Origin of the sequence: Nocardia sp. NBC_00403 (assembly GCF_036046055.1) — a bacterium.
Classification (GTDB): domain Bacteria; phylum Actinomycetota; class Actinomycetes; order Mycobacteriales; family Mycobacteriaceae; genus Nocardia.
This window is the reverse complement of record NZ_CP107939.1, coordinates 1,960,865-1,977,788: the sequence shown is the minus strand read 5'-3', so window position 1 is coordinate 1,977,788 and position 16,924 is coordinate 1,960,865. Positions and strand designations below refer to the sequence as shown.

Annotated in this window: 14 protein-coding genes; 9 read left to right on the top strand and 5 right to left on the bottom strand. The window is 66.8% G+C overall.

What is annotated here, in order from left to right; translation table 11 throughout:
• Positions 1–83: 83 nt before the first annotated feature.
• Positions 84–4,301 carry an ATP-binding protein gene (locus tag OHQ90_RS08695; protein ID WP_328408929.1) on the top strand — a complete coding sequence of 1,406 codons (4,218 nt, stop codon included), beginning with the start codon at positions 84–86 and terminating at the stop codon, positions 4,299–4,301.
• A complete protein-coding gene (locus OHQ90_RS08690) occupies positions 4,298–4,894 on the top strand; it encodes a GTP-binding protein (RefSeq protein WP_328408927.1) in 597 nt (198 codons plus the stop codon). The genes OHQ90_RS08695 and OHQ90_RS08690 overlap by 4 nt, the downstream gene beginning before the upstream one ends.
• Positions 4,895–5,085: 191 nt before the next feature.
• Here the strand turns inward: OHQ90_RS08690 and OHQ90_RS08685 are convergent, their stop codons facing one another.
• Entirely contained in the window at positions 5,086–5,730 is a 645-nt protein-coding gene (locus tag OHQ90_RS08685; RefSeq protein ID WP_328408925.1) for a hypothetical protein, read from the bottom strand.
• A 64-nt stretch (positions 5,731–5,794) separates the two neighbouring features.
• On the opposite strand from OHQ90_RS08685, the gene serC reads away from it, so the two are divergent.
• From serC to OHQ90_RS08670, 3 genes are all read left to right on the top strand, one after another.
• A complete protein-coding gene (gene serC, locus OHQ90_RS08680; RefSeq protein ID WP_328408923.1) occupies positions 5,795–6,919 on the top strand; it encodes a phosphoserine transaminase in 1,125 nt (374 codons plus the stop codon).
• An 859-nt stretch (positions 6,920–7,778) separates the two neighbouring features.
• Positions 7,779–8,909: a septation protein SepH gene (gene sepH, locus OHQ90_RS08675; RefSeq protein WP_328408922.1), complete on the top strand. Its 1,131-nt coding sequence runs from the start codon at positions 7,779–7,781 to the stop codon at positions 8,907–8,909.
• 492 nt (positions 8,910–9,401) lie between these two features.
• Positions 9,402–10,148 carry a DUF6928 family protein gene (locus OHQ90_RS08670; RefSeq protein WP_328408920.1) on the top strand — a complete coding sequence of 249 codons (747 nt, stop codon included), beginning with the start codon at positions 9,402–9,404 and terminating at the stop codon, positions 10,146–10,148.
• Positions 10,149–10,222: 74 nt separating this feature from the next.
• Here OHQ90_RS08670 and OHQ90_RS08665 read toward each other — a convergent pair whose 3' ends face one another.
• Both OHQ90_RS08665 and OHQ90_RS08660 read right to left on the bottom strand, forming a co-directional pair.
• Positions 10,223–10,534 carry a DUF2537 domain-containing protein gene (locus OHQ90_RS08665; RefSeq protein ID WP_411997418.1) on the bottom strand — a complete coding sequence of 104 codons (312 nt, stop codon included), beginning with the start codon at positions 10,532–10,534 and terminating at the stop codon, positions 10,223–10,225.
• 13 nt (positions 10,535–10,547) lie between these two features.
• On the bottom strand, positions 10,548–11,351 hold the full coding sequence (locus tag OHQ90_RS08660; RefSeq protein ID WP_328408918.1) for a TrmH family RNA methyltransferase: 804 nt from the start codon (positions 11,349–11,351) through the stop codon (positions 10,548–10,550).
• A gap of 146 nt (positions 11,352–11,497) precedes the next feature.
• Here OHQ90_RS08660 and OHQ90_RS08655 point away from each other — a divergent pair, with 146 nt between their 5' ends.
• Together OHQ90_RS08655 and OHQ90_RS08650 are read left to right on the top strand one after the other, a co-directional pair.
• On the top strand, positions 11,498–12,703 hold the full coding sequence (locus OHQ90_RS08655; RefSeq protein ID WP_328408916.1) for a GNAT family N-acetyltransferase: 1,206 nt from the start codon (positions 11,498–11,500) through the stop codon (positions 12,701–12,703).
• Between the two features lie 164 nt (positions 12,704–12,867).
• A complete protein-coding gene (locus tag OHQ90_RS08650; RefSeq protein WP_328408914.1) occupies positions 12,868–13,269 on the top strand; it encodes a YccF domain-containing protein in 402 nt (133 codons plus the stop codon).
• A gap of 40 nt (positions 13,270–13,309) precedes the next feature.
• Here OHQ90_RS08650 and OHQ90_RS08645 read toward each other — a convergent pair whose 3' ends face one another.
• The gene (locus OHQ90_RS08645) at positions 13,310–13,747 is read right to left on the bottom strand and encodes a MarR family winged helix-turn-helix transcriptional regulator (protein ID WP_328408912.1); all 438 of its coding nucleotides are present in this window, start codon (positions 13,745–13,747) and stop codon (positions 13,310–13,312) included.
• Between the two features lie 63 nt (positions 13,748–13,810).
• Here OHQ90_RS08645 and OHQ90_RS08640 point away from each other — a divergent pair, with 63 nt between their 5' ends.
• Positions 13,811–14,050, top strand: coding sequence for a DUF2530 domain-containing protein (locus OHQ90_RS08640; RefSeq protein ID WP_328408911.1), 240 nt, complete (start codon positions 13,811–13,813; stop codon positions 14,048–14,050).
• Positions 14,051–14,052: 2 nt separating this feature from the next.
• On the opposite strand, the gene OHQ90_RS08635 is transcribed toward OHQ90_RS08640, so the two are convergent.
• Entirely contained in the window at positions 14,053–16,119 is a 2,067-nt protein-coding gene (locus OHQ90_RS08635; protein WP_328408910.1) for a neutral/alkaline ceramidase, read from the bottom strand.
• Positions 16,120–16,247: 128 nt separating this feature from the next.
• On the opposite strand from OHQ90_RS08635, the gene OHQ90_RS08630 reads away from it, so the two are divergent.
• Positions 16,248–16,862, top strand: a complete 615-nt coding sequence (locus OHQ90_RS08630) for a TetR/AcrR family transcriptional regulator (protein ID WP_328408909.1) — start codon at positions 16,248–16,250, stop codon at positions 16,860–16,862.
• The last annotated feature ends 62 nt before the right edge of the window (positions 16,863–16,924 follow it).

Below are 16,924 nucleotides of genomic sequence, written 5' to 3'. Positions count from 1 at the left end.
TGATTGGCGGATCGCGGCTGCTCACCGGACATTTCGCCGAATGGCGATGCGACCGGTTCGGTACGATCCGAGCGGAAGGCGGTATGAGGGTGGCGCAGACGGTGATCGCGCACACTCGGTTGCGGAACCTCGAGCAGTGGCGCGTTCGCTGGAAAGTCACCGCGGCCGTTGCCGTTCCGCTCGCCGCGGCCATGCTGCTCGGCGGCCTCCGGTTGACGGTGTTCTTCAACGACTACTCCAGCTACACCGATGCGGCCGACCGCATCTCCGACATTCCCGCCATCACCGCACTCGAGTCGGCGGCCTCGACCGTCGCCGGTGGGCAGGTCTACGGCACCACCACCGACCAGGACCTGGTCGAACTGTCCACCGCGATCACCGAGGCCACTGTGCGTGCTGGGCGCGAGGGGATCGATCCGACGGTCGCCACGGCGTTGCGGGAGATGACCGCCACCAGCGAGGTCATCCGCGCAGGCGGCAAGGGCGGCGGCGGCGATCCGCTCAAAGCGGTGGGCTTGAACAATATGATCGCCCGTGAGGCGGTCGGCACCGTCGACCGGCTGCTCACGCCGATTCAGATCCCCTCGGTCGTCATGGGGAAGGTCCAGCTGTTCGATCTGCTGCTCGGCAAGCTGGAGGGCTTCAACTTCCTGATGGTCGCGATGTCGGCGATGCAGGATCCTTCGAAGGTCAACGACTTCAATGCCGTGCAAGGCTCTTTCCGCACGTTGACCGACACCGTCGAACGCGACTTGCCCTCCGCCAAACCCGAACTCGACCGGGTGGTGCGCCCCAACAACGTCATCCTGAAGGCCGCGATCGACGAGGCCATCGAGACAGGCAAGGTGCAGCTGCCCGACCTACGCGATCTGGCGCTCGGATCCCGCGACGTGTACACCAAGCTCGCGAGCGATACCGTCGAGCGCATCTTCGCCGACGTCGACCATGTTGTCGACGCCTCCCGAACCGCGGCGATCAAGGCCTCCATCGTGGTGCTCGGCACGCTGATCGCGGCGCTGCTGTTCGGTCTGCTCGTCGCCCGATCACTGCTGCTGCCGCTGCGCCGACTACGCGCCGGCGCGGCCAAGCTCGCCGATCGCGACCTGCCCGACGAGGTCGAGCGCATCAGCCTCGGCGCCCAACTCGAGCACATCAGGGTCAATCCGGTGCCGGTGCACACCGGCGAGGAAATCGGCGAGATCGCCCGCACAGTCGACCGGCTACACGCGCAGGCGCTCAAACTCGCTGCCCAGCAACAACAGTTGCGCGACCAGGTCAACGACATGTTCGAAACCATGGCCCGGCGCAACCAGACCCTGGTCGATCGCCAGCTGAGCATGATCGACGCGCTGGAGTTCGAGGAGAAGGATCCCGAGCGGCTCGACCAGCTGTTCCGACTCGATCACCTGGCCGCCCGCATGCGACGCAACAGCGCCAACCTGCTGGTGCTCGCAGGCACCAAATCGCGACTCGACCGGTCCGGGCCGGTGGAGGTACGCGACATTTTGCGCGCCGCAGGCTCCGAGGTCGAGGACTATCAGCGGGTGAAAACCGGTGCGACACCCGACGGTTGGGTGACGGGCACCGCGGCCACCGATCTGGTGCACCTGATCGCCGAGTTGCTGGAGAACGCGCTGCGCGCATCGCCGCCGGACAGCGAAGTGACCTTCGCCTACAGCAGAACCTCCGAGGGCGGCCTGCTGGTCGAGGTCATCGACGCGGGCATCGGCATCGTGCCTGGCGAACTCGACGAGATCAACCGCAGGCTGGCGACCTTGGCAACGGCCACGCTGGCGACGACCAGGCAAATGGGTCTGTTCGTGGTCGGCAGACTTGCCGAACGTCACGGCATCACGGTGCGGCTGCGCCGCACCCAGGACCGCGCACTCAATCCCGGCATCACCGCGAGCCTGCACATCCCCGCGCCCCTGATCGCGGTGCCGCCGCAGGAGCGTGACATTCCGGCGGGCGGAGCGCAGGTCATCCAGGTCCACCGGGACACGCTGCACACCGGCCGCACCCCGGTGCCGCCGGTCGTCGACACGTCGCTGCCGAACAAGCCGAAGAGCCTGCTCACCGGTCCTGCCGGACTCCCGAGACCGCAGCCAACCGGCATCGGCCAGCAACCGCTCACCCCCCGCCCCGCTCCGGAACCACCGGCCGCGGGACCGCAGGCGGCACCGATGATCACCAGTTACGGTCTGCCCAAACGAGTCCCGGGCGCCAACCGCAGGGGCGCACGCAACCAAGCAGCAAGCCTGCGCGCCGCCGCACTGTCACCGGCGGAACCGCGCACGGCAACACCGACCACCACAGCACCGACCAGACCACCGGCCCCCACGCCGACCACGGCGCACGCGACACCGACCACGGCGACACCGACCTCAACGACGTCGACCACCACGTCACCGACCTCGGCGACGTCGGCCACAGCGGCACCGACCTCAGTGGCATCGGGCGCGGCGACTCCGAACACGCCACTGTCCAACACGACCGCCGCGAACAACGCGAACATGGACACCCAGCAATACCGGGTCTCCCAGACGTCGTCGTTCTTCCGAGCCGCACCGGTGAAACCAGGATCGAACGCCGAGAAGGCAGCAGACCCGACCCCGCTACCGGTGGAAAAAGCCGGATCGCTGCCCGACAAGACGGCAAGCCCGAGGCCGCCACTGGCGAACACAGCCGCACCGCAACACGACAGAACCACAGGCCCAACCCCGCCACCGGCGAACACAGCCGCACCGCAACACGACAGAACCACAGGCCCAACCCCGCCACCTCGCGGGAAAGCCGTACCGCAGTTGGACATGGCGGCAGGTCGGAACCCGGCACCGCAGGGGAAGTTCACCCCTGCCACGGACGCTGCCGCAACACCGATCTCGTCGGCACTCGCGAAGGCCGCCGACCAAGCAGCAGCATCGGCAACCGCGTCACCTGCGAGCACACCGTCGACAGCCACACTGCCCGCGAGCACAGCGTCGAACGCCACACCACCCACGAGCACAGCGTCGAACGCCACACCACCCACGAACGCAACGTCGAACGCCACACCACCCACGAACGCAACGTCGAACGCCACACCACCCACGAACGCAACGTCGAACGCCACACCACCCACGAACGCAACGTCAAACGCCACACCACCCACCAGCACAGCGTCGAACACTGCACCATCCGCGAACGAAGCCGCCGACATGGCGGTCGAGGCCGCTGCGCCGTGGGCGAGAACCTCGCCGCCTGCCCCTGGGCGATCGCCGGAGCCCACACCTGTCGCCCGCGACGCGGCAGCATTTACCACCGCTTCCACTTCGGGAAGCGCTCCCAACGCCGCGCAGACGCCGAACGCCGCGCGCCCCGTCGACACCACCGGCACTCCCGGCAATGCGGCAACCTATGCTGCCTCGCCAACGACGAAAAACGCACCGACCCCGAACTCTTCGCGACCTACGAACGCCACACCCCCGGCGGCCCCGATCGCATCGCCGAACACACCCCCCTCGGCGAATACAACCCACACAGCGCACACGAATACCGCACCCAACGCCCACAAGGCACCGTTCAGCACACCGGCCGCACTCACCCCGCTCAGGCCCCATCGGACACCGACGCCTCCTGCTTCACCCATTGGCACCGCATCCGGCGTCGATCAGGCGGCACCACCGACATTCGACGCAATCGCCGATCGCACGACCGCCGCACCACCCAGGCATCCCGATGCGCGAGCCCAGCCACCGGCACCCATGGCGCCGCAGGCCGGACCCGTGACCCGGGGTGCCGATCGAGCACGCTCGCCTATTGCTTCGACTCCAGCGAGCACCAGCGACGCCGAACACGCACCGAACGCGACCGCTTCCGCACGCCCGGCCACCGCACCGAACACCAGTTCTGCGATATCCATGGCCTCCACCGCCCCAGCGAAACCCGCACCTGCCGCGCAAGAATCGGCGACACCGATTTTCGCGGGCATGATCTCGGCCTGGCTCGCCGATCCGGAGGCCGGCCAGGAGGAGGCGCCAGTGAGTTGGAACTCGGCGGCGGATGAGGGGTGGTCGGCCGCGCAGCGGGCCGCCGATCAGCCGGTCACACTGCGCACCAGAGCCGGGCTGCCACTACGGGAGCCAGGAAACCACCTGGTGCCGGGCGGTGCGGAGCCGCCGCCGGCGGCTCAGGAACTCGATACCGACAGCCGTCCCGATCCCGCAGCGATACGGGACGGCCTCAAGAACTATGACCGTGGAGTACGCGACGGCCGGGCTACTCGTTCGTCGAAACCATTCGCAGCCGAGGACTTTCGATGACCGCACCCGAATCCGTAGCCCCCTCCTCCGGAACCCGCGCCGTCTCGGCGAAGATCGTGATCGCAGGTGAGTTCGGTGTCGGCAAGACCACGCTGGTAGGCGCGGTATCCGATATCGTGCCGTTGCGGACCGAGGCGGTGATCACCGATCTGAGCGCCGAAGTGGACGACACCTCGCCGGTTCCCGATAAACACACCACCACGGTGGCAATGGACTTCGGGCGCATCAGCCTGGCCGACGACCTGGTGCTCTACCTGTTCGGCACGCCCGGCCAGCACCGCTTCTGGTTCATGTGGGACGACCTCAGCCTCGGTGCGATCGGCGCGATTGTGCTGGTCGATGCCCGCCGCGTGGACGAAAGCTTTGCGGCGGTCGACTACTTCGAGGAGCTCGGCCTGCCCTTCCTTGTCGCCGTCAACGAGTTCGACGGCGGGCCGAAATTCCCCGAAGCGGCCATCCGCGATGCCCTGTCGGTGCCCGACCACGTCCCGGTCATGATGATCGACGCCCGCAACCGCGAGTCGGCGAAGAACGCACTCATCGCCGTCACCGGCTACGCCCTCAGCCGAGTCTCGCCCTCGGCCACCGCCTGACAAACGCAGCATCGCCCGAACGGGACATGATCGAGCGGCTCCTCGAGGTTCGCCGCAGCCATGTCCCGTTCCCGGGTGAGCCTGGATACCGGGGTTGACACCCCAGATATCCAACGTCATGAACAGGTCCGCGAACACCACCACGATGACTGCCGCGGTTCGCGGACCGCCTGGCCTCGGCCGGAGCGCGGTTAGTCCTCGCCAAGTGAGGCGAGCCAGTCGACAGCCACCGAGTCACCGCGGTCGACGGTGAAGAAGGCCACCTCGAGATGCTGGCCGAGATCGACGAGACCGATGGCCGCCAGCGGAACCGGCTGGACCAGGCGCACCCGCCACGGCTTCGGCTCGTCCCAGGCGTGCAGCTCGAGGTCGAGGCGAAGCACCGGGTCGTCGCGGCCGCCGTAGTCGGCCGCGACCGGTGCGGCGGCGAGCACGGTGGCGTCGGCGCGGCGGCCGTCGGACAGGATCTTCGAAATGCTCGCCCGCTCGGCCTCCGCGAGATCGGGCACGTACAACACCAGTCGCTCGCGGTCACCCGGATCGACCCGGCAGCACACGACATCACCGGGCTGCATCCAGTCCAGGTCGTCTTCGCGCATGCGCTGGCGCACCCGGGTCTCGTAGGGCATCTCCCCGTCGATGTGCACCCGAACCCAGAACACATGACCCGGCTCGCTGCGCCGCGGCCGCACCCCCAAGATCGTTGCCGAGCCTTGCGCTCCCCGGATCAGCAACTCCCGCCGCTGCGCATCCGACATCGATCCGGCGCGTAGTCCGAAGTTGCGTGATCGTCGACTGCGCAGTAGCCACCCCGAGTTAGCCGACGCCATGTTCATGGGCGTCAACGTTAGCTGGAGTGTGGTCAGCGACACAGCAATACCACCGTCTACCCTATGTGCCATGACCACTGCGTTCCCGACGATTCCCGACGATCTCAAGCCTGCCGACGGACGGTTCGGCTGTGGCCCCTCCAAGGTGCGACCGGAGCAGTTGCAGTCCCTGGTCGAGGTGGGCGCCTCGGTGTTCGGAACCAGTCACCGGCAGAAACCGGTCAAAGATGTGGTTGCGCGGGTGCGCAGCGGACTGCGTGAGCTGTTCGCGCTGCCCGACGGCTACGAGGTCGTGCTCGGCAACGGTGGCACCACCGCGTTCTGGGATGCGGCCGCATTCGGCCTGATCCGCGAGCGTTCGCTGCACCTGACCAACGGTGAGTTCAGCTCGAAGTTCGCCGCGGTGGCCAAGGGCAACCCCTTCATCGGCGATCCGATCGTGGTCTCGTCCGAGCCGGGCAGCGCGCCGGAGCCGGTGTCGGACCCGTCGGTCGACCTGATCGGCTGGGCCCACAACGAAACCTCCACCGGCGTCTCGATCCCCGTGCAGCGCCCGGCCGGTTCGGAGCACGCCCTCATCGCCATCGACGCCACCTCCGGCGCCGGCGGTCTGCCGGTGAACATCTCCGACTCCGACGTCTACTACTTCGCACCGCAGAAGTGCTTCGCCTCTGACGGCGGCCTGTGGGTCGCGCTGATGAGCCCCGCCGCACTGGCTCGCGTCGAGGAGATCAAGGCCTCGGGTCGCTGGACCCCCGAGTTCCTTTCGCTGCCGATCGCGATCGACAACAGCACCAAGGACCAGACCTACAACACCCCCGCCCTGAGCACCCTGCTGCTGTTCGCCAACCAGATCGAGTGGCTCAACGGCAACGGTGGCCTGGACTGGGCGGTCAAGCGGACCCTGGATTCGTCCTCGCGCCTGTACTCCTGGGCCGAGTCGAGCGAGTACGCCACGCCGTACGTCACCGACCCGGCACACCGTTCGCAGGTCGTCGGCACCATCGACTTCGCCGACTCGGTCGACGCGGCTGCCGTCGCGAAGGTGCTGCGCGCCAACGGAATCGTCGACACCGAGCCCTACCGCAAGCTCGGCCGCAACCAGCTGCGCGTCGGCATGTTCCCGGCAATCGACCCGGAAGACGTCAGCCAGTTGATCCGCAGCATCGACTACGTCGTAGAGAAGCTGGCCTAGCACCAACCATTGGGCGAGTCCGAACAACGGCGTTCGTGACCGCTCACACCCGTTCGTAACCACGCACACCCAGTGGCCGAGCGTTCAGTACCCGGGGCGCATTCCAACAAGGACGCGGCAATCCCCACAGACGCGCCACTAGGCACGATGACATCTTCCGAGCGCAGCGAGATCCAGCAAAAGAGTTCGCCCCGTCTCGCGTCCGAGCAGCCGAGCAGCCGAAGCGCGTACAACAGTTCGCAAGATCCCCACAGACGCGCCCATTCGGCACGATGATGTCTTCCGAGCACAGCAACATCCAGCACCAAAGTTCGCGACCCCATCTCGCATCCGAGCAGCCGAAGCGCCGACAACAAGGTCGCGAGATCCCCACAGACGCACCCACTCGGCACGATGATGTCTTCCGAGCACAGCAACATCCAGCACCAAAGTTCGCGACCCCATCTCGCATCCGAACACCCGAAACGCCGACAACAAAGTCGCAAGCTCAACTGCCGACGCCCCCACTCGGCACGATGATGTCTTCCGAGCGCAGCGAGACCGAGCACTAGAGTTCGCGGCCCGTCTCGCTTCCGAGCCGTCGAAGCGCATGCGCCGCAGGCGCGAGTCTCGACGGCTCGGAAGCGAGACCAAGGGGGCCGCGAACACGCAGCGCCGCAGGCGCTGCCAAAAAACACAGACACGCCACGCTCGACACGCCGTGCGAGCACGCGCGGCGAATCGAACAGAGCAGATTAGCGGGGCACGGCCGGTTATTGCCCGATTTCCGTGCCGCGTGTCTTGCCTCGAGATCATCAGTAGTGCACTACTGTTTCGGAAAGTGGGCGGTGTCGCGAGTCGACGCGATAAGGAGGTAACGGTGCGTGAACTTCGAGTGATCGGGGTGACGCCCGACTCCACGCACATCGTGTGTATCGACACCGAGACCGGCACCAAGTACCGGCTGCCCGCCGACGACAAGCTTCGAGCCGCAGCCCGCGGAGACCTTGCCCGATTCGGCCAGATTGAGATCGAAATGGAAGCAACTATGCGTCCTCGCGATATTCAAGCTCGTATCCGGTCCGGAGCCTCCGTCGAACAGGTCACCGAAGAGTCCGGGATGCCGGCCAGTCGGGTCGAGCGGTTCGCCTACCCCGTGCTGCTGGAGCGCGCCCGCGCCGCCGAACTCGCGCAGAAGGCGCATCCGGTCCGCGCCGACGGCCCCGCGGTGGAAACCCTCATCGATATCGTCACCGCCGCCTTCACCGAGCGCGGGCACAATATCGAGGGCGTCGAATGGGATGCCTGGAAAGACGAGAAGGGCTTCTGGGTCGCCCAACTGCAGTGGCAGAACGGCCGTTCCGACATTACGGCGCACTGGCGCTACCAGCCGGATGCCCACGGCGGTTCGGTGTCGCCCCTCGACGATCCCGCCTCCGATTTGATCGATCCCGATTTCGGTCGCGCGCTACGCGGGCTGGCCACGATTCTTCCGCCGCAGGCCGAGATCGAGGCGCCTGCCGCGCCCGAGGTCCCGGTGGAGACCAGGCCGGCCGAAACTCGCCCTGCCGAAGCCCGACCGGCTAGGGAAGCGGCCCCGGCTGCGCGGACCGCGGCCCGGCAGAACCAGCCGATGCTGGACGAGTACTACGAACAGCGTTCCGTCGTCGCGGGTGGTAGCAGCACCGCCATCCCGGCCGCCGCCAGCACCAACGCCATTCCGGCTGCGAGCAGTAGTGCGCCTGCCGTAACGGCCGGAACCAACACGGCACCCGCCGCGGGTACTTCGACCACCGCAACCCCGGCACCGAGCGCAGGCACTGTCCCGTCCGAGCCCGCCGCGCCGAAGGCTCCGGCTCCTTCGAAGGTTCCTGCGGCCTCCACCGAGGAGACCGCCAAGCCCAACAACGGCAAGGCCGCGCCCGCGAAGTCCAATCGGACCAAGCGCGGTAAGGCTCCGATGCCGTCCTGGGAGGACGTGCTGCTCGGCGTCCGTAGCTCCGGCCACTGAGTCGTCCGGTCGCGTAAACCTCTTCACGACCGCTCGGCACAGGCATTCGACACGCCGCAATGCACCCACCGAAGCTGGTCTTGCCAGGCTGTTTTCGCGTATTACCGGCAAAGCGCCCGGTGAACCGAGCACGGTAGACCTGCCACGGGTACGGCATCTTCATCTTGGGCCGCCGCACTTCGCCGCGCCGACAATCGTGCTCGAGTCCGGCACCGTGCGGCCGCCGGAAATACGTGAGATCCGCCCCTGCAAATGTTTGCCAGCGGCGACACGGAGGTTGCTGAGACGCCTCGGCCGCGAATTTCTTGGGCCGCTGGCGTGTTCGCAGGCGGAAGCTACATCGTTCGCGGTCAAGTACGGGTAGATTTTTCGGAGTGCGTCGAGTGGTTTGTCGGCGTTGGGCGGTTCGAGGTGACAGCACGTTGTCGGAATCACCGAGAGTTGCTCGAAGTTCGCGGAGCTGTTTCGTGCAACCATCGGGAGGTGCCGGAAATGCTGTCCAAAGCTTCGTCCCTCTGGTACGTCGACGCACTCGATCCGTTGGCGGTACTCCGCGCGAACCACGATCCGGACCCGGATGCGGCACTCGCCCTGGCGAAGCAGCTGCACGCCGACCGAGATGTGTTGCCGATCATGGTCGGCACACTCGGTGGTTGCGCCGGTCCGGACGCCGACGAGGTGTACATCGGCTGCTATCCCGGTGTCACCGTGGTGTGTTCGACGCAGTCGGCGTTGGTGCATCCGACGGCGCTGCCCGAATTACTCGTCCGGCCGCTGGCTTCGGAGCACACCTATCTCATCGCGTTCGACGCGGCGCACGGCTGGGGCTCCTTCGCGCATTGGGAGCGTGGCGAATTCCGCCGCTCCTTCAGTTCGACGCGGGTGAACATCCTCGAAGACGAGGGCCTGCCGCTGGTGTGGGAGCGCCCGTACTGGGCGGGTGATCATCCAGTGCAGTGGTATCCCGGCGATCTGCCCGACCCGCAGACCCTGCCGTTCGATCCACCCGACTTCGCCGACGCCGCCAATCACCAGTGGCTCGGATTCCACTACCGCGCGCCCGCGACCGACGGTGCGCTGATGCCCGGCGATATCTCGGTGTGCGGTTTCACCCTGTACCCGAAGGGCCAAGCACCGGACCCGGCCACTCTGATGCTCAGGGACGACGAGTCGGACATCGACGCGAAACGCAGACGCAGCCTTTTCAGTTGGCTGCGCGGGCGGGACCGCGTCTGCTGACCGGCAACGCCGCCATCCGATCGCAGTTCCGGTCGAGCCCGCGTACGGACGAGCGTGGGCCGTGCCGCCGCGCCTTATGCGGCCAACCCGCCGAACAGCAGCGCCAGCCAGCCGAGCAGCACGCCGGCCGCACCACCGGCGAGCACCCAGCGGGTCACCGGAACGAAGCGCCAGCGCCAGGCCGTCGGTGCGGCGCCACCGGCCGCGACAAGGTTGACCAGCACCGCAAGTATCGGATGCACGTGCGCCAACGCATCACCGAACGCGTACACCGCGACCGCCGTCAGTAACCCCACCATGACGGCGACGGTGACCCCGGCAGCCCACGGCGTCGGGTCCTGGTAGGGCGGATAGGGCCGATACGCCCCGTTCGGCAGGTAATTCACGACCATCCCTCGTTCACGATGTCCGCACCCGTTCATAGAACGCCATTGCCGCCGCGGTCGCGACGTTCAACGAATCAGTGCCCGGCGACATCGGAATTCTGGCGCGGATGTCGGTGGCCTGCATGGCCGCCGCGGTCAACCCGGGTCCCTCCGCACCCAAAAGCAAAGCCACCCGCTCCCCCGTCATCGCCGTCGCCAGATTCACCGCAGCCGGATTCGGTGTCAGCGCGATGATCTGGAATCCCTTGTCTCGCAGCATATCCAGTCCACCGGGCCAGTGCGGAAGTTGTGCGAACGGCACCCGGAGGACATGGCCCATAGACACCCGCACGGCCCGCCGATACAGCGGATCGGCGCATCGGTCCCCGAACAGAATCGCCTCGGCCCCCAACCCCGCCGCATTCCGGAACATCGATCCGAGGTTCTCGTGATCGTTGACGCCCTCCAGCACTGCCACCGTCCGCGCTCCGTCGAGCGCCTCGTCCACGGTCAGCTCGGCGGGACGTCGGGCCACGGCGAGCACCCCGCGATTGAGGTGGAACCCCACTACCTGCGCCATCACCTCGGCACTCGCCCGGTAATACGGTACGTCGACACCGTCGAGATCGGCCGCGAGCTCGTCGCGCCGCTTGTCCACCCCGAGCAACGCACTCGGCCGGAACCGCGAGCCGAGCATCCGTTGCACCACGACGACCCCCTCCGCGATGACCAGCCCCTTGCGCCCAGGCAGGTCGGGCCGCCGATCAGCGGACTTGAGGTCGCGAAAGTCATCGACCCGCGGATCGGCGGGGTCGTCGATATCGATCACTTCGGCCACAAGAACACATCCTGCCGGGCCGCACCACCGACATCGACACCGGTGCCCGCCCGCTTCGACCGGCATATCGAACGCGGACGACGGCCGGAGTCGCACCGGCGGAAAATCGGGTGCGAGCGGGCGCGGGTCCGTGGGATCGTCCAGGTATGACGCTGATACCCGGTATCACCATTCGATCGGCTACCGAGGGCGATGCGGCCGGGATCGAGCTAGTGGTCCAGACGGCCTTCGGGATGCGGCCCGACGCGGCGTTGCGGGAGCCGTATCGGCGGCTGTTTCCGCCGGAGAACGCGATTGTCGCGGTGGACGGTGACCGGGTGGTCGGGCATGTCGAGTCGACGGAGATGACGTTGACGGTGCCGGGCGAGCGGACCGTTTCGGCCTGCGGTATCGCGGGGGTTGCCGTGGCGCCCACGCATCGACGGCGCGGGATTCTGCGCGCGATGTACACCGAACAGCATCGACGGATCGAGGCGGCCGGGCTGCCGTTGACGATCTTCACCGCGAGCCAGGGCGGCATCTACGGACGGTTCGGATACGGGCCGGCGATCCGGGAAAACGCCGTGCACATCGATCGGCGCTTCGCCGAGTTCCTGCCCTCGGCACCGGATCCCGGCGGCGTGGAACTGGCGATACTCGCCGAGTCGACCGAACAGGTGCGAGCGATCTATGACCGGTGGCGCAGGCTGACCCCCGGCGCGCAGGTGCGTCCCGATGCACGCTGGGAGACCACCTTCCTCGACCCCGAGTGTTTTCGGAAAGGCGGCACCGACCTTTACGCGCTCCTGCACCAGGACGGATACGTGTTGTACCGATACCACTCCCGGGACCGCGTCAAAACCGCCAGTGTGGTCGAGATCCGGACGGTGACCACCGAAGCTCATGCCGCACTGTGGCGGACGCTCTGCGGACTGGATCTGGTCACCAGGATCGAGGCCGAACTCACCGACAACGACCCGCTCCCCTACCTGCTGACCGATCCGAGACGGGTACGGACCGACAACCGTTATGACGGACTCTGGTTGCGGCTCATGGATGTACCGGCCGCACTCGGCGCGCGCTCGTATCAGCGCGACCTGGATGTCGTACTCGCAGTGACCGACCCGTTCCGGAACGCGGGCGGCGTCTTCGCGCTGCGGGTACGCGACGGTGTCGCCGACTGCGCGCCGACCACCCGCACCGCCGATATCGAACTCGGTATCGACGTGCTCGGCAGCATGTATCTCGGTGCGTATCCGGCGCGGGTGTTCGCCGCCGCGAACCGGTTGCACGCCAAGGATTCCGGGCAGGTGCGCGCGCTCGACGAAGCGTTCGGGGCCGAGCGCGACGCGGTTCTCGGTTGGTTCTTCTGACACCTCGTCCCGGCACCGCGGCACCGGTGTCGCCGACCATGGTCGCTGCGGCGCACCGACGCTGGTAGATGGGTCCACCGATCCCGCATCAGGGTCTGTCCCCGAGGCGATGTAGTCCCCAGGACTGATGCCCGAATTGCCGGTCTGCTGGCATGCTGGAGCACATGAAGCCGATTCAGCTCGTCCTCAACGTGCTCTGGCTGGTGTTCGTCGGGTTCTGGATGGCACTGGGCTACATCCTCGCCGGCGTCATCTGCTGCATCCTGATCATCACGATCCCGTGGGGCATCGCGTCGTTCCGGATCGCGGCCTACGCGCTGTGGCCGTTCGGGCGGACCACCGTAGAGAAGCCGGGCGCGGGCACAGGTTCGCTACTCGGCAACATCATCTGGTTCATTGTGGCGGGTTGGTGGCTCGCGCTCGGCCACCTGCTCACCAGCATCCCGCTGTTCATCTCGATTATCGGAATCCCGTTCGGGTGGGCGAATCTCAAGCTGATCCCGCTGTCGCTGTTCCCACTCGGCCGCGAGATCGTCGACAGCGACCAGCCCTTCGGCGCGCGGTAGCTCCGGGAACTCCAGATACCAGGGCCCCGCTGCCAGGGGGCTATTCGGACTCGGTGACGAGTTGCTTCATGATGCCGACGGCCCTGGTCAGCACCACCAACTGCTCGTCGGTCAGGGTGGAAAGCTGCTCGGTCATCCAGGCCTCACGGGCACTGGTCTCATCGGCGATCAACGCACGGCCCGCATCCGACAGCGAGACGATGATCTGCCTGCCGTCGGTCGGGTGCGGCTTGCGCTCGACCAACCCCAGGTCCGACAGTGAGGCGATCACCCGCGTCATCGACGGCGGCTGCACGCGCTCCTTGGCCGCGAGAGCGCCCGGCGTCATCGCGCCGTCCCGGTGCAGCGTGGCCAGCGCGGACAGCTGGGTCAGCGAAATTTGCGCGTCGGCGCGCCGCCCCCGCAGATGTCGCGTCAAACGCACCACGGCAAGCGACAGCTCACCAGCGAGAGCTCGAACATCCGATGGCGTTGTCACAGTGGCAAACGATACGGGACCCGTTGGCTGCGGGACGACGGTTCCCGCAGCTACCCTGGGGCGGTGACGCAGAAAGTGCCCGAGATCCCGCAGCGGCTCACCGATCCACGGCCGGTGCTCGCCGTTGGCAGTGCGCTGTGGCTGATCGCCACGGTGGTGGCGTGGGCCGCTGGCGAGCGTTGGGAGTCGGCCCGCCCGGTGTGCCTCATGGGGCTGGCCGTCGGTCTGCTCGGGTACACGATCTTCGCGATCCAGCGCCGCGGCGCGCGGCGCGGCGACAAGGGCGCGCAAACCGGCCTCTAGCCTCAGACCACGTCGAATTCGTCGGTGGTGCCGGTGAACGGATGCAGCGTGCCGTTCGGGCTCAGGCTGTCCGCGTAATGCTGGAGGCGGTATCGGCCCGGCGTCGCATCGGACGGGACATCCCAGGTGAAGCGGGCCACGGATACCGCAGAGCCGCGCTTGCTCCAGTGGAATCGCACTGCCCACTCGCCCTCATTGGCGACGCGTACCCACTCGCCGGAGCTGTTGCGCCGCTGCACTTCCAGGAAGGTGTCGTTGCGGCGTGGATTGTGCTTCGGGTGGGCGGAAATGAATTCGGCTGCGACGCGGGTACCGCGAGCCGCAGTCGCGGCGGGCTGGACCAGCACGTCACCGAAGGCGCGGCCGGGCGGCGTGGCGTCGGGTCCGGGTGCGGGCTGGAAATTCGGCTGCATGGCGGACACGTCGCGCGGGGCCGGACCGCGGGGAACCTGCTGACGGGCCGCGAAAGCCGTTGCCAGCCGGGTGAATTCCTGTAGGTAGGCACTCGAGGTGTAACGCCCGAACAGGGTTGACCCGCCCTCGTACTGCTGAGAGTCGTATTCCTCTGGGGTGGTGATGTATTCGTGGTAGGCATTCGCATAGCCCTGCATGAGCACCTGCTCCAGCGAGACACCGAGGGCCGCCGCCACCGCGCGGCGAATCCGCAGACCGGCGACGATGGTGAATTCTCCGCCGCCACCGGCCAGGTAGAGCTCACCGATGCGGACGATCTGGATCGGTACCACGCTCGGCACCCACGGCACCGGCGGCAGCAGACCGAGCGGGGCGACAATCGCCTTGGGCGCCTGGGCATCCGCGAGCCACGCCGGTGCCGGGACGTCGGGGTTGCCGAGCGCACCGATGAACGGGTTGCGCACACCCTCCGGAATGGGAATCCCCGGCAAGCCGGGGCCGTCCTCGGTACTGCCCGCGATGAGCGAAACACCCGCAGCCGCGGGGGCGGTGTGGCGCGGCAGACCATCCGGGGTGAAGCGACCGTCGACGGCGATGTCGGCGAGGTCGATATAACAGAGCATCGAGTCGACCGGTCCGGCCAACGACTTCGCTTCGGCGAGTGCGGCTTTCGCCGCGTGATACTGCCGTTCGCCGAGAATGCGAGTGTTCTCGAACTCGTCCTCGGTGGGGCCGGAGCCGGGGCGCAGGTTCAGGTTCGGCGACATGTCGCCCGCGTTGGTCTGAGCGAAGGCGGCGATGAAATCGGCAGCGCCGTCGAGGTATCGGACGCCGTGTTCGATGTGCTCGAACGAGAAGGACGCGTAGCCCTTGTTATCTGCGCTGATCAACCGGTTCTGATTGGTCATCGAGGTGTTGTGAGTCGCGAACCAGGTGATGGCGCCGACCTGTCTGCCGCCCTTGACGATCGACAGCGCGGTCACCGCCGGATCGATGGCCTGCGGGAAATACTGTTTGTCCGCATCGGGGTTGCGGTCGAAGGCGACACGGGAGCGGTTGACGCTGGCATCGTGCAGTTCGCTGCGGCCGAGCGCGAGCGAGCCTGGACCGAGATCGGCGTGCGCGGCGGCGATCGCTTCCACGATGCCGTTCACCTCGGCGTCGTAGACCTGCTGCTGAAAACCGAGGATCGACAGGTTGTATGCGTAATCGTTGCTGGAGCCGCCGCAGGTCGCGTGCGAGTGCGTCGAGGTGAGCAACACGTTCTGCTCGGTGTAGAGCTCGCCGAAGCGTCGAGCGAGCTCGAGCATGACGCCGCGGTGCACGGACTGGAAGATCATGCCGTTCTCCGCGACTGCGAATACGATTCGCCGCTCGGCAGTGGCGATGACGAATGCGCGGGCGCGCGGGCGCAGGTGGATGCCCGCGGTCTGCTGCTCGAACTGCGAGTAGCCCATCATTCCGCATTCGGCGGCCGGACCCGTGATGTCGGAAATACCGATGCCGATGAGGTATCCGCCGGACTCCGGTGCGGCTGCGGCGGACGCACTCAATGCCGTAGTAACGCCGGGCACCGTGGCCACCGCTGCCGCGGTAGCCAGCGTGGCCGAACCCGCCACAGTTCGGGCCAAAACCGTCCTTCGTGACACGGGCATACGCGTCTCCCTTCGATCCCACTGTGCAGCGAACCACACAACTGGACGCTCGTCCAGTCGAGATTTTTTCGCTGAGCGAATTGACTGCACGCTTCGTGAACGCTTAACTCCCTGAGGTGTCCTCCCGATTGAGCGTCGAAGAACGAAGGGCCCACCTTATCGAGGCAGCCATCGGCCTTGCCGAGAAAAAAGGCGTGGCGGGCGTGACCACGCGCGATGTGGCTCAGGCGGCAGGTGTTTCGCTCGGTGTGGTGCACTACTGTTTCGAAAACAAGGACGCGCTCATGACCGAGCTGGTCAAAGCGTTGTCGATGGAATTACGCGATTCTGTCGACGCCAATGAAACAGTTTGGCAAGACGCCGGAAGTGGAAAAGAAGCGCTTCAGAAATTGGTGCGCGCCGGACTCGAACTGATGTGGCTGAACATTGAAGCCACACCGGAACGACAGCTACTCACTTACGAAACGACGACTTACGCACTTCGCGAAGGCGAACAAACGCCGGCGAAACTCGCGATTGCGCGCGAACAGTACGCATTCAACGACTCCACGGTCGCCGACCTCCTCGATCACGCACGCGATGCGACCGGAAGCCGGTTCACGATGCCGGTGCACGACCTGAGCCGGTTCACCCTCAATGTAATCGACGGGATCGTGCTGCGCTGGCTGGTGGACAACGACAGCGAGAGCGTCCGGGGGCAGCTGGACCTGCTCAGTGAGATGGTTTCGAACTACGCGGAATAGGCGGGCTACCCGAAGCGCGCCGGACGGCAGCGGCTACCTCGGCCGTGGCGAGCCAGGGTCCG

Excerpts from the sequence above, each read along its gene's own strand:
- OHQ90_RS08635 (WP_328408910.1), bottom strand. The coding sequence starts at position 16,119 with ATGCCCGTGTCACGAAGGACGGTTTTGGCCCGAACTGTGGCGGGTTCG.
- OHQ90_RS08690 (WP_328408927.1), top strand. The coding sequence starts at position 4,298 with ATGACCGCACCCGAATCCGTAGCCCCCTCCTCCGGAACCCGCGCCGTC.
- OHQ90_RS08655 (WP_328408916.1), top strand. The coding sequence starts at position 11,498 with ATGACGCTGATACCCGGTATCACCATTCGATCGGCTACCGAGGGCGAT.
- OHQ90_RS08685 (WP_328408925.1), bottom strand. The coding sequence starts at position 5,730 with ATGAACATGGCGTCGGCTAACTCGGGGTGGCTACTGCGCAGTCGACGA.
- OHQ90_RS08695 (WP_328408929.1), top strand. The coding sequence starts at position 84 with ATGAGGGTGGCGCAGACGGTGATCGCGCACACTCGGTTGCGGAACCTC.
- OHQ90_RS08670 (WP_328408920.1), top strand. The coding sequence starts at position 9,402 with ATGCTGTCCAAAGCTTCGTCCCTCTGGTACGTCGACGCACTCGATCCG.
- OHQ90_RS08650 (WP_328408914.1), top strand. The coding sequence starts at position 12,868 with ATGAAGCCGATTCAGCTCGTCCTCAACGTGCTCTGGCTGGTGTTCGTC.
- serC (WP_328408923.1), top strand. The coding sequence starts at position 5,795 with ATGACCACTGCGTTCCCGACGATTCCCGACGATCTCAAGCCTGCCGAC.